Here is an 18973-nt window from a genome sequence, read left to right on the forward strand (position 1 = left end):
AGGCGGACGATTTCTTGCGTTTTCTGTCGCTTCCTCTTTCGCTGATCCTCCATCTGGGGGCAGTGGCGATCTTCGTGTTCGCAGCGTTCAACGCTCGCGGGCCGGAGACGAGATATGTCCCGCCGATCCCGGTGGACATCATCTCAGAGGCGGAGCTTGCGGACCGGATCTCGATCCCCGAAATGACGCGCACGGAAGACCCCGTCGAAGAGCAGCCCGCAGCAGAAGAGCCCGAACCGGAACCCGTTGCGCCTGATCCACAGCCAGACCCTGAGCCCATTGCGCCGGAGCCGGAGCCTGAACCCGAGCCGATTGCCCCTGAGCCTGAAGTCGAGGAGGCGCCCGTTGAGGAGCAGCCCGATCCCGAGCCTGCGGTCGTAGAAGAAGAGCCCGAGCCGGAACCCGAGCCTGTGAAGCCGGAGCCCGAACCAGTCGAGGAGGAAGAAGACCTCCTTGGTGACCTCGCCAATGACCTCAAGGATCTCGATCCTGACAAGGATCGTAACCGACCGAATATCGTCAATCCGGGGGCAGCCGCTGGCGATCGCGATCAGGAGCGTGTCGGCGAAGGTCGCGAGCTGACCATCACCGAAGAGGCGCTGCTGCAGGCCTGCGTTGAGCAGAAATACCGCGTCGACAAGAATGCGCGCGGCTGGGAGCAATTCATCATCCGCGTCCGCGTGCAGCTCAATATTGATGGCTCCATGTCTGGTCCAATCGAGGTGCTCAATCAGGGTGAGATCGCCCGGTCAGGGAATGCGGCCTATCAGGCTGCCGCCCGCAACGCCGTCGCCGCCATCTCTTCCTGCTTCCCGCTCGATGGGCTGGATCCAGCGCGCTACAGCAACTGGAAGAGTTTCACCTACAATTTCCGGCCGGAGGACTACTGACCGTGAACAGTTGGCAACGTCCTTCTGTTCGGCGCGTTATCCCGCTAACCTTACCGATATTGGGCATCCCTAGTTTGAGGAACATCTGTTCATGACCGTTACGCTTCGTTCGCTGAAAGCCATGGTTCTTGCTGGGCTCGCCGCCCTTTTATGCGGCGGTATCGCTGTCGCGCAGGATGATCCGGTGATCGACATTGTCGGCTCGAATGCCGATCCGATGCCGATTGCACTGCCGACCTTCATCGGCACGACGCCGGAGACGGCAGAGGCCGGCGCGACCCTGTCAGAAGTCATCGAGAACAACCTCCAGCGCTCAGGGCTCTTTGCGCCGATCGACAAGCGCGCCTTTATCCAGCGCCTCGACACGGTGAACACGCTGCCGAAATTCGCCGACTGGCGGATCATCAATGCCCGCGTGCTCCTCGTCGGTGAGGTCACCGAGGACAAGGATGGCCGGGTGCAGGTTTCTGCCCGCCTCTGGGATGTCGGCGGCTCCAAACAGCTCGGCACGATTGCCTTCAAGACTCCGAGCTCGAACCTGCGCAAAGCCGCGCACGAGATTTCCGACTTCGTCTATGAGCAGCTGACGGGTGAGCCCGGCTATTTCGACACCAAAGTCGTCTATGTCGCTGAAACCGGCCCCCGGGATTCCCGCCGCAAGCGCCTGATGATCATGGATCAGGATGGCGCAAACCCCTCGATCCTGACCGATGGCGTCAATTTCGATGCGCTGACGCCGCGCTTCTCGCCGTCAGAGCAGCAGATCATCTTCCTTGCGCTCTTCGAGGACCGTCCCAGCCAGGTCTATCTCTACGACATCTCGACGACCGAGCTTGAGGCGCTGGGCGCCTGGCGGGGCATGACCTTCGCGCCGCGCTTCACGACGGATGGCTCAGGTGTGCTCCTATCGATCGAGGAGAACGGCAACACCGATATTGCGCGGATGAGCCTGCCGACACGGCGGATCACGCGGCTGACCAATAACCCTGCGATTGATACCTCGCCCTCCATGTCACCCGATGGTGATTTCATTACCTTCGCCAGTGACCGGGGCGGCAGCCAGCAGATCTATGTCATGAATGCCGACGGTACCAATCAGCGCCGGATCACCTTTGGTGAAGGCATTTACGGGACCCCTGTCTGGAGCCCTCGAGGCGACCTCATCGCCTTCACGCGCCAGTATAAAAGCCGGTTCTACATCGGTGTTGTGCGCCCTGATGGCACCGGAGAACGCCTCCTTACCGAAAGTTATCTCGATGAAGGGCCAACCTGGTCACCGAACGGCCGTGTCATCATGTTCTTCCGCGAAGATCGTCCGGGCGGTCCGGTTGGCCTCTATGCCATTGATCTGACAGGACATAACCTTCGCAAAGTGCCCACAGGCACCGAAGCATCTGACCCTGCCTGGTCCCCGCTACTTGACTAAAATTTTTGTGAGCCGATCCTGAAGCCTTGGAGTCATATTGTAAGGAATACGGCATCAGCATAGATTTCGTCAGAAAATGGACATGGTTTTGAGATAAAGCTCGACCGTCCATGGGGAACAACCAGCCTCTTTATTGCCTGCGAGGGGGCGGTCCACGCTACGGTTAGGGTAGTTTGGGCGTAACGGCAGGAGAAATTATGGAGCTTGGAACTAATGCTTAAAAAAGTGATGGGCCGGGGTGTGGCCCTTGTCGCTCTTGCAACGCTCGCTGCATGTGCGAGCACCAATACGTCCGATGAGATGGCGGATGCGGAAACGGTCGTTCCGGAACGCTCGTCTTCGATGACGCCAGCAACGCAAGGCCCCGCACCGGGATCGCAAGCCGATCTTGAGCAGAATGTCGGTGCCCGCGTTCACTTCGGCTACAACCAGTACAACCTCACCAATGAAGCCCAGGGCATTCTCCGCCGTCAGGCTGCATGGCTGAAGGAATATCCGAATGCCCGTATCCGTCTCGAAGGCAATGCCGACGAGCGGGGCACGCGTGAATATAACCTCGCCCTTGGTGCCCGCCGCGCAAATGCTGCCAAAGCCTATCTTGTGGCGCTCGGCATCGACGATTCCCGCGTGACGGTCGTTTCCTACGGTAAGGAACGTCCGGTCGATCCGCGTTCGACCCCGGAAGCCTGGGCGATGAACCGCAACTCGACCACTGTTCTGCGGACCACGGTCGGCTCGTAAGCTGGTCAAGATTACTGCTATGAAGCGCCCGGGAAGCAGACCGCTTCCCGGGCGTTTTTCTTTGGGGGGAGCCATGATCAAGAAAGCGTTTTTCGAAGCCGCCTTCGTCGTCTTCGGCGTGGTGCTCGCGCTGGCCGCCAATGAATGGCGTGAAGGCCGGGCCGATAGGGCCGAAGCGCGTGATGCGCTCGCGGCGATCCATGAGGAAATTCGTCTCAACCGGGACATGGTCGCAGAAGCCATTTCTGCGCATGAGGCCCGTTTAGTCGCCATAGGTGACCCGACAACTGCCGCGCCGCCTGACATGAGCGCTTTCAGCGATGGGTTCATGAAGCCAGCAACAGCGCTTTCGACCGCCGCATGGGACTCCGCGGCCCAGACCGGCATTTTCAGCCATATGGAATTCGAGACGGTGCGCAAGCTGGGGACGCTCTACGCTCATCAGGATCGATATCACGATCAGGTCTCAAGCTATGCGTCGCTGATTTATGAGACGCTCTACAGGGACGGCTATCAGTCGATCTTTGGGAACAAAAGAGGCCTGCTGACGATGATACGTACCCTGAAATATCAGGAAGAGGCGCTGCTCGGTGTCTATGACACCTTCCTGACCGGCCTTGAGAGCTGAGCAGGCGTTTCTACCCGGCAGGCAGAACAGGCGGCGGCGGTTTCCGGGCAATTGAGATCGCCGCGACCCGCAGGGCAGAGGCCAAGGGTTGGCTGCCGCGCTTGCGGTCGATCTCCGCGACAAGGCGAGAGCACGGCACGGACTGACGGGCCGCTTCTTCATCCAGCAGCGTCCAGAACTCGGCCTCAAGTGACACGCTGGTGCGGTGCCCCTGCAGCGTCACGCTGCGTTTGATCAGATGTCCCGCGCCCAATTATCAACCCCATGCTGGCGGATCCGCGAAGAGGCGACATTCATGCCGTCGAGGACGCCTGCAAGGTGGGCAAGGGCGCCGTCATCGACATTGCCCATCTCGATGCCGAGCGCGGCCAGCAACTCATCGACTTCGATCGCCTGCGCGATACAGAACTGGGCAAGGGCGATGCGGATGCGGGCATCGGACGGTTTCTCGGACATCGGTCTACTCTCTGACAGCCCCGCCCGGCGAGGGCGGGGGAACGCGGAATTACAAGGCGGGCCCTAGCACAAAAGCTCAGAGAAATCCCAATGTCCTGAAGCTGACATGGCTGCCGCGCCCGATGACGAGATGGTCATGAACCGAGACGCCGACGGCCTTTGCGGCCTCGACAATCTGGTCCGTCATCTGAATATCGGCCTGCGAGGGGGTGGGATCACCTGAGGGGTGGTTATGGACAAGGATAATCGCGCTGGCGTGAAGCTCGAGCGCGCGCTTGACGACCTCACGCGGATAGACCGGCGTGTGATTGACCGTGCCGGTCTGCTGCTTCTCATCGGCGATGAGCGCATTCTTGTGATTGAGAAAGAGAATGCGGAACTGCTCGATCGGCTCATAGGCAACAGCCGCCTGACAGTAATCAAGCAGCGCCTGCCATGAGGAGAGGACCGGGCGGTTGAGCACATTGGCCTGCGAGAGCTGGAGCGAGGCGGCGCGCACGAGCGCGAATTCATCCGCTGCTCGCTCACCCATGCCAAGCGTCTTGCCGTCGGCGAGCTTCACTTTGATCTCAAGCAGGCGCTCGCGCGGGGCGGAGAGGACATCCGCGACCGTGCCGAATGTCTGGAGCAGGGCTTTCGCCAGCGGTTTGACGTCTCGCCGGGGAATGCCGTTGAAAAGGATCAGTTCAAGGATCTCATAATCCTGAAGCCCGTCCGCACCAGCACGGCGAAACCGTTCCCGCAGGCGCGCGCGGTGACCGGCAGGAGAGCTGGCATCAATGACATCCTTTGTCATGCCGTCCCCCGAAGATACGCGTCAGCCGATGGCGTAAGGCGGGCGATCCAAACCGGCGGGGGAGCCGGTGAAGATCTCATAGCCGTCCGCTGTCACCCCGATCGAATGCTCGAACTGGGCGGTCAGGGACCTGTCGCGTGTCACGGCCGTCCAGCCATCTTTCAGCATGCGGACATCGGGCTTGCCGGCATTGATCATCGGCTCGATGGTGAAGAACATGCCTTCGACGAGTTCCGTGTTCGGGGCCATATGCTTGTTGCCGAGGCGGTCCTTATACTCCGCATAGTGAACGACGCTGGGGGAGATATGGAATTGGCGCCCAAGCCCATGCCCGCAGAAATCACGGACGATGGAGAAGCCTTCGGCCTCCGCATGGGTCTGAATGGCGCGGCCAATATCGCGCAAAGTGGCGCCGGGGCGGACAACCTCAATCCCCTTCCACATCGCCTCGAAGGTCGTGTCGACAAGGCGGCGAGCCTTCACATTCGGCTCGCCGACGAAATACATCCGGCTCGTATCACCATGCCAACCATCGACGATGACGGTGACATCGATATTGGCAATGTCGCCATCGCGCATCGGCTTGCCGTTGATAGGCTTGAGCCCCGGAATGCCGTGGCAGATAACGTGGTTCGGCGAGATGCACAGCGAATGGCGGTAGCCGCGATAGCCCACGGTTGCGGGCAGGGCGCCATGATCGCAGATGAACTCATAGGCGAGCTTGTCGAGATCGGCCGTATCGACGCCAGGTTTCACCTCGCCTGCGATCATGTCGAGGCAGCTGGCGGCCAGTTTGCCGGCTGCGCGCATGCCTTGAAAACCTTCTTCCCCATAGGTGGGGATCAGGCGGGACCGGCTCGGCGCTTCCATCATATCATTATCCATCGCGGAGACTTAGGCGCTTTGGGGCGCAGTGAACAGGGGCCGCTCCTTCATGCTTGCGTAATGATGACTGGCGGATGCCTTGCCTTGTATGCCAACACGAGCCACGACTTTGCGGCATTTATTCGGAGTACCAGATGACCGGCGCGATCCTTCTTCTTCTCACAGCCCTTACGGCGTCCCCCAGCGATTCAGAGCTTGTCGGCAAATGGCATTGCGAAGCGGATGATGGGCAGGTCGAAATGGTGCTCCAAACCGATTTCAAATCCGACTACACGGCGGACTTTGATATCGTGGCGACGATGCAGCTCGACCCCGACACGACCGGTGTGATGAACATGCTGGCTGGCTATGATTGGTCGATCTCTGGCGACACGCTGTCGATGATCAACACGGGCGTGCAGCTCAAGAAGTTCCTGATGAACGGTCAGACCCTCGCTGAAGTGCTCGGCGATGCGGAAGCTGCCAAGCTGATCGAGCAGGAAGTCAGTGTGGGTCTTGTTGAGGACATGGCTGGCGAGACGCAGGACCGGATTGATGTGCTGACCAAGACCTCGCTGGTCTTTGTCAGCGAAGGCGACAATCTGGTGACGACCTGCTCGCGCAAATAAGCGCGGAATTCGAGGGCAATACCCTCCGTATAGGGACGCTCATCCGGCAGGATGTGGCGTCCTTTTTTATGCGCCTTTTTTATGATTGCGCGGCAGGGGTCATCCAGCCGATGACGGCGCCGCCGGGCTCCTTGAGCATGGCGATGCGGCCGACATCCGGGACGTCAAAGGGCGCGCGCAGGATGATGGCGCCCTTCATCCTGGCTTTCTCCAGCGCCTCATCGAGATCATCGACATGCAGATAGGCCATCCAGCCTTCTGCCGTGCCGTCGAATTCGGGGCCCTGCATGGTGAAGATGCCAGCGACCGGCCCGCCCGCGGCGTGCGCGACGAAATAGGACGGGCCTTCGCCCATATTCATCTCTTCAAAGGTCCAGCCGATCGTGTCCGCGTAGAAATCCTTCGCCTTGCCTGCATTGCGGGTCATCAGCTCATTCCAGTGAAACTGGCCGTGCACGGTCATAAGGCGCTCCCTGTTAGATGATCGCGGGGCAGAGTGTGCGCAACGGACGGCCTGCCGCCAAGCGGACAGAGCAGCGCAGGGGGGGAGCAACTCGCCTTACGCTTTTGCCCAACGGCCTGAGAGGAGGGCGAGGAGGAGGGCCGCTGCACCCGGGACGGCCTGTATCCAGAGGATAGAAAGACTGACCGACCAGGCGCCGACCGCGCCCGCCACAATCACGCAGAGGAGAAAGAAGATCGCCACATCCCGGCGGCTGGTGACGGCCGCCCATAAAAGGCCTGCGGCGAGAAAGCCATTATAAAGCCCCTGATTGAGCGCCAGCGCCGCGCTCTCTTCGGCAAAATCCGCCGTCGTGCCGAAAATCTCCTGCCCCGTCGGTGTCGTCCAGAGGACCATCTCCAGATAGAGAAATCCAAGATGAAGAAGGCCGATCAGGGTGGCAGCGATACGGGCGAGAAGGGTCATGACGGGCTCCCGGATATTGTTTTGACCGCCACCTTAGCCGCTTCTCACTCAAAGGGCTTGAGAGAAATCAGCTTGAGCGAATAGGCCGAGTTCCCAAGGTCATTCTCGAACCGGCCCGTCGTGATGATCCCCTCCACCCAGAACGCATCCCATATATCCTTGACCTTGATCGGCTCATCCGTCGTGACAAAGACGAGCTGGTTCGGCGGTGGCGGCGGGGTGTGGATGCAGGCGCCGAAATAGGGGACCAACAGGAAGGTCCGCAATTTCTCACGGGCATCATATTCGAGCGGGACAATGAAACCGGGGAGGCGAACATGTTCGCCATCAAGGTCTTCGACGACATTATAGGTTCCGAGCTGCGGCATCTCATCTAGGTCGGAGCCCTCGGAAATTATACCCATATCGCCGTTCCGCGCAGCCTCAGACAGTGTCTGCTGAGGCAGTTGAGCGATCCGCCGGTCAAGATCGATATAGAACTCCGTATAAAGCTCATCGAGCACTTCTTCCTCTCCTTCAGGAAGAAGATCATCCCAGTCGAGCGTCAGGACGGCGCTATCCGCAGGGGGGCTGTTCTCCGCGCCGGCATCGGATCGGTTACAGGAAGAGATCAGACATGCCGCAATGAAAAGAAGGGAGATCAGGCGCGGTCTGGCCGATGGCGTCATTTGAACTTTATCCGTGGACGTTGTGGAAGCAGGATATCAGCTGTCTGCTGGCCATTCAAAAAGGCAATTGCATTGATCCGCGCGATCGCCGGGAATTCCTCAAAAAGCAGGGTCTCCACCTCTTTGAGCTTTCGCGGGGAGCGGCATGACCAATGATAGGTCGCGGAGATGACCAGATGCGCCTCATGATGGTCGTCCTCATGGTCCTCTCCCTTATCATGCGGCTCTTCATGACCATCGGCGCCGGGAAGACCGGAGACCTCCATGCCGGAAAATTCGCAACTGGCGGAAGCCGTGAGAGCGAAGAGCTTCTCAGCCGCGGAAAGCCGGGCCGGCAGTTCCTCCAGAATATGGATTTCCTCGGCTGACCGGGGGGCGGTCTCAAAACCGGCGAGATCAGCCTGATGGGCTTCGAAGGTGACGCTCAGCGCCTCTTCTTCAAGCACGATGACCATATTGGCCTTGCCGTGATCGTGGTCATGCTCGTGTGAGGTGGACATGAAGCCGCTGAGGGCGGCGGTCATGCCTGCAGCCATAAGAACCTGAATCATCTGACATTCCGTTTGTTCTGACGTCGCTGGCATCCAGTGTAGCCTGCCAGCGGATGTTATACGATCACACAGCTTGGGGATGCATCCGAGCGCTCCTTACCGATTGAGGTAGGGCGAGGGCCGGAAATGTGATAACGTTCCTGCTGATGATGAGGGATCTTCAAGAGAGACGGGCCGCCCACCGCTGGCAGGCCCTGGGCTTGCACATGCTGGCCGTCTTTTGCCTCGTCTTCGCAACCGTCAGCGCCGCGCAGCACGATCATGATGACCATGAAGCGCATCCCGAATGCGCGGCCTGCCATCTCAGCGTCGGGGGGAAGACCCTCAGCGCGCCGCCCGTACTCGCAAGCCTTGCCGCGCCCGTGGTTCTGTCATCGGATCTGCCCGACCTTACAGCGGTGATCCGTGTCGAGAAACACGACCTCACCCGATCCTCACGCGGACCGCCTCTGATCCTCTCCTGAACAACTGAACATCCATTTGTCTCAGTAGAAAGATTAATCAGAGAGAACAGGACATGACCTTAAGTCTTCAAGGGGTGCACGAGCACGCCGCGCATGACGACTCGCCGCCGGATGAAAAGTTATCCCTTCCGCTCAATGCCCGGCTGGTCCTCGAGGCGCTGGTTGAGGCCGATGAGCCGTGTAAAGCCTATAATCTTCTGGAGCGGTTACGCGACAAGGGGGTCTCGGCGCCGATGACGGTTTACCGGGCGCTCGATCGGCTGACGGAGCTTGGCCATATCAGGCGGATTGAGAGCCTGAATGCCTATATCGCCCTGCCTGCCGAGCTGCATGACCAGCCTGTTGCGTTCCGGATCTGCCGGCGATGCCACCGTACCGAAATCATTCCGCTTGATCGGTCGACGCTTCGCCGTCTCGATAAATCAGGAATCCTCGACGGGGAGGCCTATATCGAGGTCTATCACGATTGTTGCCTGTGTTAGTGGCAGTGGGCCCTGCCGGGATGCTAGCGCAATCCCGGCAGGGCTGCCCAGATGGCATCAAGGCAGGTGCGGCCAAGATCGCGGCAGCGTTCTGGTGACCAGCCAACGCGCGGGTCAGGCAGGATATTGGCTTCCTTGAACGGCATCTCCAGCGTCATGGAGAGGCAATCGAAGCGTTCCCCAATCTGATTGGCGGCAATCTTGAGATTGGCCGTGCCCGGCGCATTGACAGGATAGCCTTCGGCCTTCTGGAAGGCAGGTGAAAGCGCCATCAGGGTATCCTTGAAATGGTCGAGCCGTTTCTGGTGAGTCTCCGTCCAGCAGGGGACGCCTTCGCTGCCGGCGATGAAATTGTTCGCAATCGCTTCATCGCCATGGACATCAAGGAAGAAGTCGCATCCCGTTTCATCCATCCGGTTGCGGATGGCGAAGACCTCGGGGCTACGCTCCGGCGTGGGTTCTGCCCATTCGCGGTTGAGATCGGCACCGGCCGCATTGGTGCGAAGATGCCCGCGCCGCGCGCCGTCTATATTCACCAGCGGCACGACATAAATCACTGCCTTCTCGCGCAGCGCCATAGCGACCGCATCGCCTTCATCAAGAAGGCGGGGCAGGAAGCCCTCCATCCACCAGCTGCCCATGGTCTCGCCCGGATGCTGCCGGGCAATGACCCATAGATTGAGCTTACTGTCGGCGGGCTCCCCAAAGCGGAAGAGGTCGAGAGGCTCGCCATCGAGCGTTGCGCCCAATGGTTCGTAGACGGCCTCATCAAGATCGACGAGTTCGGCAATGAATTGCCGGTAGCGCTCGGTCGGGTAGGGGGCGAAGTACGCGTAATAGACGCTGTCCCGTTCCGCCGTGTGCTGAAATTTCAGATGCCCGTCCTCATAGCTCGTCTCGATCCGGAACCAGTCCTCAAGATCGTAAGACGCGCAGACCTGATAGTCCTTCCAGCCATCGACATAGGACGAGCTCCCGGCATTCTCGATTGCGTAGCTGGCGTTCTGCCCGCCCGCGCCCGTCACCCGGAAATAGAACCATTGATGGAACTTTGCCTTGCCGTCCTCACGGATATTGAGGCGGATCTTGGCGGCGTTCGAGGCATCGAGAACCTCGATATTACCGGAATCGTGCGGGGCGGAGATATGGATGTTGGTCATGGCCGCCCCATAGGCGTGTCTTGCGCCCTCGAAAAGGGTGCCCCGCAGGGGCTAGCCCTCGAGGCAATTCTGAGGGAAGGTAGCCCCCGCGAGTATGTGGGGTATGGGGCCGGATGGAATCGCTGATCCTTTGGGTATTGTTTTTCTTCATGCTGTTCGTCCTGCCGGCCATGACCCGGCGGCGGCATGCGGCAGCTGTTGAAGCTGAGTTCACCCGCGTCCAGAAAAAGCGCAAAAGCCGCATCATTGCGATCGTTCACCGGCAGGAATCGATGGGCCTGCTGGGGCTGGCGCAGCTTCGCTATATCGATCTCAATGACGCCGAGGATGTGCTGAATGCCATCCGTTCGACGCCTAAGAACATGCCGCTCGAATTCATCCTGCACACGCCGGGTGGCCTCGTCCTGCCGGCGCTGCAGATTGCGCGCGCAATCAAGGCGCACCCCGCGCCGACCCGCGTTTTCGTGCCGCATTATGCGATGTCGGGCGGCACGCTGATCGCGCTTGCCGCCGATGAGATCGTGCTCAACCCGCATGCCGTGCTGGGGCCGATTGACCCACAGATCGCCGGGCTGCCCGCGGCCTCGATCGCCGCCGTGACCCAGCAGAAAAAGCCTGACGCGATCGATGATTACACGCTCGTTCTCGCCGATGTGGCGCGCAAAGCGCAGGCGCAGCTTGAACGCGCCGCTGAGGAGCTGCTCGCCGGGACAGTCTCGGAGAATGCCGCCCGCGCTGTCGCCGAGCAGATGTCGTCTGGCCGCTGGACGCATGATTATCCGATTGAGGCCGAAGAGGCCGCCGGCATGGGGCTGAACGTCAACAACCAGATGCCAGCGGAGATCAACGGGCTGATGGCGCTGTTCCCTGATCGGGCCTCTGGCCGCTCGGTCAGCTATACCGCGCCCGCCGTGCGCCTGCCGTTCTTCGGCAAGAAGAAAGAGGCCCCGATGGCCCCGCCGCCGGCCCCGCAAATGGACCGCACGCCCTTTGTCGGCTTTGAGCCCGGCCCCGGATCACGCAGCTTCTCTTATGGACCGTGGAACCCGAGCGATCTTCGCCGCGGACCTTCCGAACGGGACATCCGCCGCGAACGGTAGGAGAGCAAACCAGAGGAAAGCGGCGTGATGAAGAATCTCTGGCCTTTTCTCCTTGGTCTTCTTGTCGTCTCCTGCACCTCGACCGCTGAGACCGGACGGACGAGCAAGTCCGGGTACGCCCCATGTGAGATAGGCCCTCAGCTCGTTCTGTGTTCCATGACAGAGGAAGAGCTGTCTTTCGATGCGGTGCTGGCCGCAGACGAACAGGAATATTCAGATCTCGTCAGCGCCGGGGATAATCGCCGTGATGTTTATGCAATTGCCGTCATGTCAGGGGCGAGGCTGACAGAGGAGTCAGCACTTCGCCGTCAACTTCATCAGCGCGCGTTTGAAGCGGCGAACTTTGTTCCGGCCAAAGAAGGATTACGCTTTTTTGTGATGGGACGGCTTGGTCAGGAAGCCTTCCGGCTGGGTGATCTGACGACGGCATGGAAGTCGCATGAGGTTCGTCGTCAACTGGCAGTCGATAAAAGCCCGGACGAGGTCTGGGTTGAGCGAAACTATGATGTCATCATTCCTCTCAATGATGAAGGTATCTGGCGTGAGCTCTATCTAGAGGCGGCGCAGTATGGCGATGTCGCGCTTGCGCGCAATCTCGTCTCTCAAGCTAAATTCGAAAAACCTCCTTCTAAAGATGAATTAGACATCATCGTGCTTTCCATTCTGAAGGCGGCAGGCGATTTTGATGAAGCGGGAGAACTCGCTTCTTCTCTCTTTCAAAAAGTTCGCAACACGACGGACGAGGAGAGGGACGAAATTGGTATTACCGAGACCGATCTTCTCGTGGCGATGATCGAGGCTAAAGCCAACATGCAAGAGAACTTTGGGGCTGAATGGAACCTGCTTCGGCTTGAATTGGCCTATGAACAACAATCGATATCAAGTCATCAGATTACTTACTATTTTAAAGCATCAGAATTTTCTACATTTTCGCCAGAGTATGGAAGAATGCTGGTCCATTTCGGGCGAGCCATGAATGATTTATATGAGCGGGATGTGTTTGATAGAGCATATCCCGAGGCGTGGATTTGCGAAGATCTTGGTATGGATGATTGCGTGCTCGATGTTGCTCAAGATGAAGAACGCTTGGTGCGGGAATTGAAGTTGGAATTGGACGGAGCGGAGAATTTCATTCTCTATTTACTCGGCGACGTGGCATCAATTTATGCAGGTGCCGGAGATTATGCGTCTACGGATCGGCTCATCAAGGAAGTCTCATCTAAGAGCTGTGTGCCGCGCGCGCGGGTGACGGCATTTAACCGTCTTGTGAAAGAGGGGGAGCTGGAGGAGGCTGAACGCTGGCTACTCGGTTGGCTCGAATGTCAGCTGGATGAGGACCCGAATTACGCGGCCTGGTGGGGGCATGGCGGCAACATCTGGACCGCTTTTTCCACCGCCTATGGCGATCTCTCGCGACAATACACAGAGCGGGGGGATATTGCGCGAGCACGCGAATATGCCCGGCTGGCCTATGGATTCGCAATAGAAGCAGACCGGAGTTGGGGTGAGGAAAATCGCTCACACAGGAGGAGGGGGATGGCGGAAGCATATGGTTCGGCAATAGGGGCTTTTGCTGTCGCGGATAGCCAGTGAGCCTCCGCCGCGAGCGGTAGGGCTTGGCGCGGGCGCGCGTCTCACCTATCTTCCCCTCATGATCGTGTTCCGCCTCGTCGCCATTCTGGCATGGCTTGTTGCCTCGACCCTGTCGGCGAGCGCGGCTGAGCATGACGCCTCGCGCCAGATGTCGATGCGCAGCGGCGGTCATCAGGGCCATGACATGGCCTCCTCTTCCATGACGCATGATCACGCCACAATGATGTCCCATCAAACGGACACAGATGCCGGGGGCGGCGATTGCGATGAAAGCTGCTGCGATGGCCTGTGCCTTTGCGGTGCCGCGCCTGCGCCTGCGGTGATCGAGCCTGCCATTCTCGAAGCGGCTGTTGCGGCGCCGCTCAATGCGAAATTTGCGATTCTGGAGCAGGGGGCTGATCCCGGTCCTCAAAGCATCGAAAGCCCGCCCCCCCGACTTGTCTGAATGCTGACGACCTCATGCATCCGCATGGGGAATTCCATCATTCAGACAAGGAGAACTCATGTCATCAAGGCTGGTGAGGGCGCTTTGCGCTCTTGGGGCAGCCGCCGGTTTCAGCCTCACGATAAGTGAAGCCCGGCCCGTCTCATATCCCGAGGCGTGGACCGTGCAGACCTTTAACGAAGCCGAACGCAACGCGCTGCTCATACATTACACAACGACGCCGAAGGCCGCTTACGGCTTGCGGATCGAGGACCGGGGCTATGACGACCACGTCTTTTACGGCGGTCAGCATAACCGGCTCCTCAAACGCTGGAACGCGCCGGATAGCCAAGCCAATCTTTACCTCAAGCTTGGGGCAGGGGTGGCGGCTGGCGACTTCAACACAGGCGACACGGAGAGCAAGGCCGCAGGTTTTGCGCAAATCGCCGCTGACTGGGAGAACCGTCATGTGTTCTTCTCAGCCGCCGCCGGCACCTATGCCGTCGAGGGCGCAATGATGACGGAGCAGTCCGCCCGTATCGGCGTTGCTCCCTATGCGGCGGAGTTCGGCGCGCTTCACACCTGGGTCATGGTGCAGGTCGACCATCGCCCTGAGGTGGATGAGACCTTGGGCGCAGAGGAGCTGACGGTCACGCCGCTCCTGCGGTTCTTCAAGGGACCGGCTCTCATGGAGATTGGCTACAGCTCGAATGATGAGCCGCTCTTCAACTTCACCTATCGATTCTAAAAGGAAAAAATCATGAAACTGATCTCTACACTGACCGCCTCTATCGTTCTTCTCGCCTCCCCTGCCTTTGCGCAGGATCATCAGGATCACGGCGACCATGGCGAAAAGCATGAGCACGAATCTCATGATCATGGCGACGGGCATCACGAGGATATGGCGTCCGATGAGATGGCCTCATCTGAAATCGAAGCTGCCGAAGGCCGTACTGTGACGGTCAAGGTCAACGGCATGGTCTGCGATTTCTGCGCCCGGTCCCTGACAAAGGTGCTCAAGAAAAAGGACGCCGTCGAAGACGTCGCCATCAGCCTTGAGGACAAGACCGTGACGATCCTTCTTAAAGAAGGCTCGGCGATGTCCGATGAGGAGATCGAAAAGGCCGTCAAGAATGCCGGCTATAATCTCGCCGCCATCGAGCGCGCTTAATGGCGGGCCTCTTCCAGCGGCAGGCACTGGCACCCGTGCTCTCGCTTTTTGCGAGCACGGGGACGCTGGTCTGCTGTGCCCTGCCGGCGCTGTTCATCACGCTGGGCATGGGCGCGACCTTTGCAGGGCTGGTGACGGCAGTGCCGCAACTCGTCTGGCTCAGTCAGTATAAGGCCTATGTCTTCACCGGCGCGGGCGCGATGCTGGCCTTTGCCTGGTGGATGCGTTGGCGCAGCCGGAACGATCCCTGTCCGGCCGACCCGGCGCAGGCAAAAGCCTGTGCGCGGATGCGGACGATCGGCGGTGTCGTGCTCTATCTCTCGATAGGGCTCTTTGCGACGGGGGCGTTCTTTGCCTTCATCGCGCCGCGTTTTATCTAATCACTGGAGATCCTGAAATGGATATGCCGGAACAAAAAGGGGCGGCCGTCAAGGTCGCCCATCTCTACCGGATGGTCATGGAGAAACATGTCTGTCCGTATGGGCTCAAATCCAAATGGCTACTGGAGCGGCATGGTTATCAGGTTGATGACCACTGGCTGACGACCCGCGAGGAAACGGACAGCTTCAAGGCCGAGCATGACGTTAAAACGACACCGCAGACCTTTATCGGTGGTGAGCGCATTGGCGGCTTCGACCAGCTAAATGAATGGCTGACGGGGCATAAGGTCGATCCGAATAAGCCGACCTATACGCCAGTCCTCGTCATTTTCGGGATTTGCGCGTTGATGGCTGTCGCTATGTCTTTCGCCGCTTACGGAACAGTCTTTTCGTGGCGCGGTATCGAGTGGTTCGCTGCTTTCTCGATGTGCGTCCTCGCCGTTCAGAAACTGCGGGACATTGAAAGTTTCAGCAGCTCCTTCCTGAATTACGACCAGTTGGCAAAAAGATGGGTGCCCTATGCTTACGCCTATCCGTTCGCTGAGGCTGCGGCGGGCGTCCTGATGGTCGCAGGCGGGGTATTCGGACTTATTGGCGCACCTATCGCTCTTTTTGCCGGAACTGTCGGCGCGGCCAGCGTCTTCAAAGCCGTCTACCTTGATAAGCGGGAGCTCAAATGCGCCTGTGTTGGCGGGAATTCCAATGTGCCCCTCGGTTTTGTCAGCCTGACCGAGAACCTCGTTATGATGGCGATGGGCATCTGGATGCTCCTCAAGCCATGGGTCTAGCGGGGTGCCAAGGCCCCGCCTTTCCGCTACGAGATCTCCGAGCCAATGCGAGAGTGCGCACTGACATGAAATCCCGACTGCTGCCGGTTTTCCTGAGCTTCCTGTTCCTGTTCAGCTTTGCGCACGCCCAGATCGGCGCGCCGGTGACGACCGGGAATGCCGAAAGCCGGCTGGTCGCCGAGGATGAGGCGGCCGTGCCGGGGCAGATTGTCACCGTCGCCCTGATGCAGACCTTGCGCGAGGGCTGGCATGTCTATTGGCAGAACCCCGGGGATTCAGGCCTGCCCCTGACGCTGAACTGGACGCTGCCGGAGGGGTTTGAGGCCGTAGCGCCGCTTTATCCGTTGCCGCACCGCCTGCCGCTCGGCCCACTGGTCAATTACGGGCATGAGGGCGAGCCGATCTTCCTGATCGATATTGCCGTGCCTGAAAGCGCCGTGCCCGGAGATGTCGCGGAACTGGCCGTCGATGCAAGCTGGCTGATCTGTGCCGATGTCTGTGTGCCCGAAGACGCGCGCCTGACCTTGACGCTGCCGATTGCAGCGGCGCGGGGGGCGGGCAATGGCCGCTATTCGGTCGAGATCGACCGGGCCCGCCGCAGTCAGCCGCGAAAGGCGGATTTCGAGGCGGTCTATTACCATACCGATCGGGGCCCTGCCTTGCGCCTGACCGGCGCGCCTGAAGGCAAGCTTGAATTTTATCCGTATGCCCCGTCACTGGTTGAGCCTTCGGGCGCCACGGTCGAGCGGCAGGATGGTGAGGATATCTATCTGGGGATGCAGGCCGGTTTTGCTTACCGGGCGCGCCAGCCAGAGTCGCTGGCAGGTGTCCTGACAGTTGAGACGGCAAACTCCCGCCGCGGCTATGAGGTCTTTGCGCCCAAGATTGACCAGCCCGCCGGCGCGCTTGATCTGACTCCCATCAACACCAATGCCCAGCCGGAGATGCCGGGGGCGGAGGGGCCAGGCCTGCCACTGGAGGCGGACTCAGGATCGCCGCTTCTCCTGCCGACGCTCCTTCTCGCGTTTCTCGGCGGCATCATCCTCAATGTCATGCCATGCGTCTTTCCCATCGTCTTTTTGAAGGCGGCAGGCTTTGCGGCAGTGGCAAAGGAAGACCGGCAGGTCATCCGCCTTCACGGTATTCTTTATACGGCAGGCATCTTGGTCGCCTTTGCCGGGCTCGCCGGGCTCCTGATCGGATTGCGCGCCGGCGGGGAGCAGCTCGGCTGGGGCTTCCATCTGCAATCCCCCATTGCGATTGCGGTCTTTGCCATTGTGCTCTTCCTGATCGGGCTCAATCTTTTTGGCCTCTTCGAGGTCGGATCCTCCGTACAGGGCGTCGGGAATAGTCTTGCGTCCAAGGGCGGGGCGGTTGGCGCCTTCTTCACCGGGCTTCTCGCCGTCGCGGTGGCGGCGCCCTGCATCGGCCCGCTGCTGGGCGGTGCGGTCGGGCTTGCGCTCAGCCAGTCGGCCCTGACGGGACTTCTTATCTTCCTTGCCATCGGGCTGGGGCTCGCTTTCCCCTATCTGCTCCTGAGCCTGATCCCGGCGGCGGCCTCCATCCTGCCGCGTCCGGGCCCGTGGATGGTCACCCTGCGCCAGCTTTTTGCTTTCGCGATGTTCGCGACCGTCATCTGGCTCGTCTGGGTTCTCTCTATGCAGGCAGGGCCGAGCGGTATCCTGAAACTCGGGCTCGCCATGCTGGCGGCAAGTTTCGGCGCGTGGATCTTTGGCCGGGTACAGCGCGGGCAGTCAGGCTTGGTCGGCCGCATCGCCGCGGCCGCCATGCTCATTCTTGCCGTCATCCCACTCTCGCGGATCACGACAGCAGAGGCGGGGACATCCTCGCTCTCCTCGCTGGGCGTGGTCGAGACCGCCGTCTGGTCAGAAGCTACGCTGGCCGAATATCGCGCTGCTGGAACGCCCGTCTTTGTTGATTTCACGGCCGCCTGGTGCATCACCTGTCAGGTCAACAAGCAGACTGTGCTCAACACTTCTCGCGTCAAACAGGCCTTCATCGAGAATAACGTCGTCTACATGGTCGCCGACTGGACGAACCGGGATGATGAAATCACAGCGGCTTTAGAAGCGCTGGGTCGCGCGGGCGTGCCGGTTTATCTATATTATGCTCCGAATGCCGAGGCCCCCATCATCCTGCCCCAATTATTGAGCACAAAGGGCGTGATCGGCGTTATTGAGGGATCTTAGAGGAGAGACCATCATGAATATGCTTATCGCCGCACTCGCGTTCTTGGGTGTCAGCTCGACCGCCGCCCCGATTGTCGGCTCGACCGCGCCCGATTTCACAGGCACGACCACGACAGGCGAGACCATCTCGCTCAGCCAGTTCGAGAACCAGAAGGTCATTCTCGAATGGTCCAATCACGGCTGCCCTTACGTCCAGAAGCACTATAATTCGGGCAATATGCAGTCGGTGCAGAAACGCACGACCGCCGAAGGCGTCGTCTGGATCACGATCATTTCCTCCGCGCCGGGCGAGCAGGGCTATGTCAACGCCGCCGAGGCCGATGATCTGACCCACTCCCGCAAAGCGGCCCCCACCTATGTCGTTCTCGACCCCGAAGGGGAGATCGGCCGGCTTTATGCGGCAAAGACCACGCCGCACATGTTCCTGATCGATGAGGATCAGACCCTGCAATATGCGGGCGCGATTGATTCCATCCCGACCGCGAATGTGAACGATATTGCGCGGGCGGAGAATTTCGTGATGGCCGCGTTCCGCTCGCTCCAGAACGGGCAGGCCGTCGTCACCAAGCAGAGCCAGCCCTATGGCTGCGCGGTGAAATACGCATCCTGAATTGCTGCCTCGAC

General features: G+C 59.8%; 25 protein-coding genes. 16 read left to right on the forward strand and 9 right to left on the reverse strand.

All coding sequences use genetic code 11. The features are described from left to right. Positions 1 to 14 precede the first annotated feature (14 nt). The 4 genes from tolA (at position 15) to DX908_RS11720 (ending at position 3685) form a co-directional block, all read left to right on the forward strand. Complete coding sequence (tolA, locus tag DX908_RS16340; RefSeq protein WP_158548720.1) at positions 15 to 890, forward strand: cell envelope integrity protein TolA; 876 nt, start codon at positions 15 to 17, stop codon at positions 888 to 890. 91 nt (positions 891 to 981) lie between these two features. Beyond that, entirely contained in the window at positions 982 to 2316 is a 1335-nt protein-coding gene (gene tolB / locus DX908_RS11710) for a Tol-Pal system beta propeller repeat protein TolB (RefSeq protein ID WP_116392505.1), read from the forward strand. 213 nt (positions 2317 to 2529) lie between these two features. Beyond that, entirely contained in the window at positions 2530 to 3057 is a 528-nt protein-coding gene (gene pal / locus DX908_RS11715) for a peptidoglycan-associated lipoprotein Pal (RefSeq protein ID WP_116392506.1), read from the forward strand. Positions 3058 to 3130: 73 nt separating this feature from the next. Next, positions 3131 to 3685, forward strand: coding sequence for a hypothetical protein (locus DX908_RS11720; RefSeq protein WP_116392507.1), 555 nt, complete (start codon positions 3131 to 3133; stop codon positions 3683 to 3685). Between the two features lie 10 nt (positions 3686 to 3695). Here the strand turns inward: DX908_RS11720 and DX908_RS11725 are convergent, their stop codons facing one another. The 4 genes from DX908_RS11725 to map form a co-directional block, all read right to left on the reverse strand. Continuing rightward, positions 3696 to 3938, reverse strand: coding sequence for a ribbon-helix-helix domain-containing protein (locus tag DX908_RS11725; protein ID WP_116392508.1), 243 nt, complete (start codon positions 3936 to 3938; stop codon positions 3696 to 3698). Further along, positions 3920 to 4141 (reverse strand): hypothetical protein, encoded by a 222-nt coding sequence (locus DX908_RS11730; RefSeq protein WP_116392509.1) that lies wholly within the window; start codon positions 4139 to 4141, stop codon positions 3920 to 3922. The genes DX908_RS11725 and DX908_RS11730 overlap by 19 nt, the downstream gene beginning before the upstream one ends. A gap of 76 nt (positions 4142 to 4217) precedes the next feature. Beyond that, a complete protein-coding gene (radC, locus tag DX908_RS11735; protein ID WP_116392510.1) occupies positions 4218 to 4937 on the reverse strand; it encodes a RadC family protein in 720 nt (239 codons plus the stop codon). Between the two features lie 21 nt (positions 4938 to 4958). Further along, on the reverse strand, positions 4959 to 5822 hold the full coding sequence (gene map, locus DX908_RS11740; RefSeq protein ID WP_116392511.1) for a type I methionyl aminopeptidase: 864 nt from the start codon (positions 5820 to 5822) through the stop codon (positions 4959 to 4961). 134 nt (positions 5823 to 5956) lie between these two features. Here map and DX908_RS11745 point away from each other — a divergent pair, with 134 nt between their 5' ends. After that, positions 5957 to 6430: a hypothetical protein gene (locus DX908_RS11745; RefSeq protein WP_116392512.1), complete on the forward strand. Its 474-nt coding sequence runs from the start codon at positions 5957 to 5959 to the stop codon at positions 6428 to 6430. A 79-nt stretch (positions 6431 to 6509) separates the two neighbouring features. Here DX908_RS11745 and DX908_RS11750 read toward each other — a convergent pair whose 3' ends face one another. The 4 genes from DX908_RS11750 to DX908_RS11765 form a co-directional block, all read right to left on the reverse strand. Next, entirely contained in the window at positions 6510 to 6893 is a 384-nt protein-coding gene (locus DX908_RS11750; protein WP_116392513.1) for a VOC family protein, read from the reverse strand. Positions 6894 to 6989: 96 nt separating this feature from the next. Further along, positions 6990 to 7358, reverse strand: a complete 369-nt coding sequence (locus DX908_RS11755) for a DUF1304 domain-containing protein (protein WP_116392514.1) — start codon at positions 7356 to 7358, stop codon at positions 6990 to 6992. A gap of 44 nt (positions 7359 to 7402) precedes the next feature. Continuing rightward, positions 7403 to 8026: a DUF3299 domain-containing protein gene (locus DX908_RS11760; RefSeq protein WP_116392515.1), complete on the reverse strand. Its 624-nt coding sequence runs from the start codon at positions 8024 to 8026 to the stop codon at positions 7403 to 7405. Further along, positions 8023 to 8577: a ZrgA family zinc uptake protein gene (locus DX908_RS11765; protein WP_158548722.1), complete on the reverse strand. Its 555-nt coding sequence runs from the start codon at positions 8575 to 8577 to the stop codon at positions 8023 to 8025. Before DX908_RS11765 ends, DX908_RS11760 begins: the two co-directional genes overlap by 4 nt. 146 nt (positions 8578 to 8723) lie before the next feature. On the opposite strand from DX908_RS11765, the gene DX908_RS11770 reads away from it, so the two are divergent. Both DX908_RS11770 and DX908_RS11775 read left to right on the forward strand, forming a co-directional pair. Beyond that, positions 8724 to 9041, forward strand: a complete 318-nt coding sequence (locus DX908_RS11770; protein WP_116392517.1) for a hypothetical protein — start codon at positions 8724 to 8726, stop codon at positions 9039 to 9041. Between the two features lie 53 nt (positions 9042 to 9094). Next, positions 9095 to 9523 carry a Fur family transcriptional regulator gene (locus DX908_RS11775; RefSeq protein WP_116392518.1) on the forward strand — a complete coding sequence of 143 codons (429 nt, stop codon included), beginning with the start codon at positions 9095 to 9097 and terminating at the stop codon, positions 9521 to 9523. Positions 9524 to 9546: 23 nt separating this feature from the next. Here the strand turns inward: DX908_RS11775 and DX908_RS11780 are convergent, their stop codons facing one another. Beyond that, positions 9547 to 10683, reverse strand: coding sequence for a M14 family metallopeptidase (locus DX908_RS11780; protein ID WP_199564697.1), 1137 nt, complete (start codon positions 10681 to 10683; stop codon positions 9547 to 9549). A 113-nt stretch (positions 10684 to 10796) separates the two neighbouring features. On the opposite strand from DX908_RS11780, the gene DX908_RS11785 reads away from it, so the two are divergent. The 9 genes from DX908_RS11785 to DX908_RS11825 all read left to right on the forward strand — a co-directional run bounded on the left by DX908_RS11785 (position 10797) and on the right by DX908_RS11825 (position 18959). Further along, complete coding sequence (locus DX908_RS11785; protein ID WP_116392519.1) at positions 10797 to 11783, forward strand: SDH family Clp fold serine proteinase; 987 nt, start codon at positions 10797 to 10799, stop codon at positions 11781 to 11783. 156 nt (positions 11784 to 11939) lie between these two features. Next, the gene (locus DX908_RS11790; RefSeq protein ID WP_158548724.1) at positions 11940 to 13376 is read left to right on the forward strand and encodes a hypothetical protein; all 1437 of its coding nucleotides are present in this window, start codon (positions 11940 to 11942) and stop codon (positions 13374 to 13376) included. Between the two features lie 58 nt (positions 13377 to 13434). After that, positions 13435 to 13821, forward strand: a complete 387-nt coding sequence (locus DX908_RS11795; protein ID WP_116392521.1) for a hypothetical protein — start codon at positions 13435 to 13437, stop codon at positions 13819 to 13821. 58 nt (positions 13822 to 13879) lie between these two features. Continuing rightward, positions 13880 to 14548 (forward strand): hypothetical protein, encoded by a 669-nt coding sequence (locus tag DX908_RS11800; RefSeq protein ID WP_116392522.1) that lies wholly within the window; start codon positions 13880 to 13882, stop codon positions 14546 to 14548. Positions 14549 to 14560: 12 nt separating this feature from the next. Further along, entirely contained in the window at positions 14561 to 14971 is a 411-nt protein-coding gene (locus tag DX908_RS11805; RefSeq protein WP_116392523.1) for a heavy-metal-associated domain-containing protein, read from the forward strand. Further along, positions 14971 to 15351 (forward strand): hypothetical protein, encoded by a 381-nt coding sequence (locus DX908_RS11810; RefSeq protein ID WP_116392524.1) that lies wholly within the window; start codon positions 14971 to 14973, stop codon positions 15349 to 15351. The genes DX908_RS11805 and DX908_RS11810 overlap by 1 nt, the downstream gene beginning before the upstream one ends. A gap of 17 nt (positions 15352 to 15368) precedes the next feature. After that, the gene (locus DX908_RS11815) at positions 15369 to 16139 is read left to right on the forward strand and encodes a MauE/DoxX family redox-associated membrane protein (protein ID WP_233508683.1); all 771 of its coding nucleotides are present in this window, start codon (positions 15369 to 15371) and stop codon (positions 16137 to 16139) included. A gap of 65 nt (positions 16140 to 16204) precedes the next feature. Further along, a complete protein-coding gene (locus tag DX908_RS11820; protein ID WP_158548726.1) occupies positions 16205 to 18349 on the forward strand; it encodes a protein-disulfide reductase DsbD family protein in 2145 nt (714 codons plus the stop codon). Between the two features lie 13 nt (positions 18350 to 18362). Next, on the forward strand, positions 18363 to 18959 hold the full coding sequence (locus tag DX908_RS11825) for a redoxin domain-containing protein (RefSeq protein ID WP_116392526.1): 597 nt from the start codon (positions 18363 to 18365) through the stop codon (positions 18957 to 18959). The last annotated feature ends 14 nt before the right edge of the window (positions 18960 to 18973 follow it).

This window comes from Parvularcula marina (assembly GCF_003399445.1).
In the GTDB taxonomy this organism is placed as follows: domain Bacteria; phylum Pseudomonadota; class Alphaproteobacteria; order Caulobacterales; family Parvularculaceae; genus Parvularcula; species Parvularcula marina.

Coding starts and splice junctions, on each gene's coding strand:
- DX908_RS11750 (WP_116392513.1), bottom strand. CDS start 6,893: ATGACCGTGCACGGCCAGTTTCACTGGAATGAGCTGATGACCCGCAAT.
- DX908_RS11755 (WP_116392514.1), bottom strand. CDS start 7,358: ATGACCCTTCTCGCCCGTATCGCTGCCACCCTGATCGGCCTTCTTCAT.
- DX908_RS11790 (WP_158548724.1), top strand. CDS start 11,940: ATGACAGAGGAAGAGCTGTCTTTCGATGCGGTGCTGGCCGCAGACGAA.
- DX908_RS11730 (WP_116392509.1), bottom strand. CDS start 4,141: ATGTCCGAGAAACCGTCCGATGCCCGCATCCGCATCGCCCTTGCCCAG.
- DX908_RS11810 (WP_116392524.1), top strand. CDS start 14,971: ATGGCGGGCCTCTTCCAGCGGCAGGCACTGGCACCCGTGCTCTCGCTT.
- DX908_RS11780 (WP_199564697.1), bottom strand. CDS start 10,683: ATGACCAACATCCATATCTCCGCCCCGCACGATTCCGGTAATATCGAG.
- DX908_RS11765 (WP_158548722.1), bottom strand. CDS start 8,577: ATGATTCAGGTTCTTATGGCTGCAGGCATGACCGCCGCCCTCAGCGGC.
- DX908_RS11820 (WP_158548726.1), top strand. CDS start 16,205: ATGAAATCCCGACTGCTGCCGGTTTTCCTGAGCTTCCTGTTCCTGTTC.
- DX908_RS11785 (WP_116392519.1), top strand. CDS start 10,797: ATGGAATCGCTGATCCTTTGGGTATTGTTTTTCTTCATGCTGTTCGTC.
- DX908_RS11745 (WP_116392512.1), top strand. CDS start 5,957: ATGACCGGCGCGATCCTTCTTCTTCTCACAGCCCTTACGGCGTCCCCC.
- DX908_RS11775 (WP_116392518.1), top strand. CDS start 9,095: ATGACCTTAAGTCTTCAAGGGGTGCACGAGCACGCCGCGCATGACGAC.
- DX908_RS11795 (WP_116392521.1), top strand. CDS start 13,435: ATGATCGTGTTCCGCCTCGTCGCCATTCTGGCATGGCTTGTTGCCTCG.
- DX908_RS11805 (WP_116392523.1), top strand. CDS start 14,561: ATGAAACTGATCTCTACACTGACCGCCTCTATCGTTCTTCTCGCCTCC.
- DX908_RS11770 (WP_116392517.1), top strand. CDS start 8,724: ATGATGAGGGATCTTCAAGAGAGACGGGCCGCCCACCGCTGGCAGGCC.
- tolB (WP_116392505.1), top strand. CDS start 982: ATGACCGTTACGCTTCGTTCGCTGAAAGCCATGGTTCTTGCTGGGCTC.
- DX908_RS11825 (WP_116392526.1), top strand. CDS start 18,363: ATGAATATGCTTATCGCCGCACTCGCGTTCTTGGGTGTCAGCTCGACC.
- DX908_RS11800 (WP_116392522.1), top strand. CDS start 13,880: ATGTCATCAAGGCTGGTGAGGGCGCTTTGCGCTCTTGGGGCAGCCGCC.
- map (WP_116392511.1), bottom strand. CDS start 5,822: ATGGATAATGATATGATGGAAGCGCCGAGCCGGTCCCGCCTGATCCCC.
- DX908_RS11760 (WP_116392515.1), bottom strand. CDS start 8,026: ATGACGCCATCGGCCAGACCGCGCCTGATCTCCCTTCTTTTCATTGCG.
- DX908_RS11720 (WP_116392507.1), top strand. CDS start 3,131: ATGATCAAGAAAGCGTTTTTCGAAGCCGCCTTCGTCGTCTTCGGCGTG.
- radC (WP_116392510.1), bottom strand. CDS start 4,937: ATGACAAAGGATGTCATTGATGCCAGCTCTCCTGCCGGTCACCGCGCG.
- pal (WP_116392506.1), top strand. CDS start 2,530: ATGCTTAAAAAAGTGATGGGCCGGGGTGTGGCCCTTGTCGCTCTTGCA.
- DX908_RS11815 (WP_233508683.1), top strand. CDS start 15,369: ATGGATATGCCGGAACAAAAAGGGGCGGCCGTCAAGGTCGCCCATCTC.